The 681-nt window shown below is 68.1% G+C and carries 1 pseudogene; it reads left to right on the top strand.

Going from position 1 to position 681, the window contains the following annotated elements:
• A pseudogene (locus tag DEQ92_RS21155) lies at positions 1-681 on the top strand (sodium:solute symporter family protein); the annotation flags it as partial.

Genomic DNA, 681 nt, shown 5'->3' with positions numbered 1-681 from the left:
CACGAGCGCAGGCGGGCTGGACACCGTCTCCACGTCGCTAGCGGACACGAAGCCCGAGTTCCTCGCGCTCGGCGGCGGCCTCTACTCGCCGCAGTGGATGATCTCGACCGCCGTGACCATCGCGTTCGGCGTGACGATGTTCCCGCAGATCAACCAGCGCTTCTTCGTCGCAAAGGACGCCCGCGTCCTGAAGCGCTCGTTCGCGCTGTGGCCGATCCTCGTCGTGCTGCTGTTCGTGCCGGCGTTCCTGCTCGGGACCTGGGCGGCGGGTCTCGGCGTGTCGGTACCGGAGGGTTCGAACGTCGTTCCGGTGTTGTTGAACGCGTACACGCCCGGGTGGTTCGCGGCGCTCGTCGTCGCCGGCGCGATGGCGGCGATGATGTCCTCCTCGGACTCGATGCTGCTCTCGGGATCGTCGTACCTCACGCGCGATCTCTACCGCCCGTTCGTGAATCCGGACGCGAGCGAAGAGCGCGAGGCGTGGGTCGCCCGCCTCGGCGTCGCCGTCTTCGCGCTCGGGACGTTCGTCGTCAGTCTGTTCCGCCCCGGGACGCTCATCACCGTCGGCGACACTGCTTTCGGCGGCTTCGCACAGCTCACGCTGCCGGTGATGGTCGCGCTCTACTGGCCGAAGACGACGCGGCAGGGGATACTCGCCGGGATCGCCGGATCGCAGCTGTA

Source organism: Haloferax sp. Atlit-6N (assembly GCF_003383195.1).
GTDB lineage: Archaea > Halobacteriota > Halobacteria > Halobacteriales > Haloferacaceae > Haloferax > Haloferax gibbonsii.
This window is presented reverse-complemented; position numbering and strand designations above follow the sequence as displayed.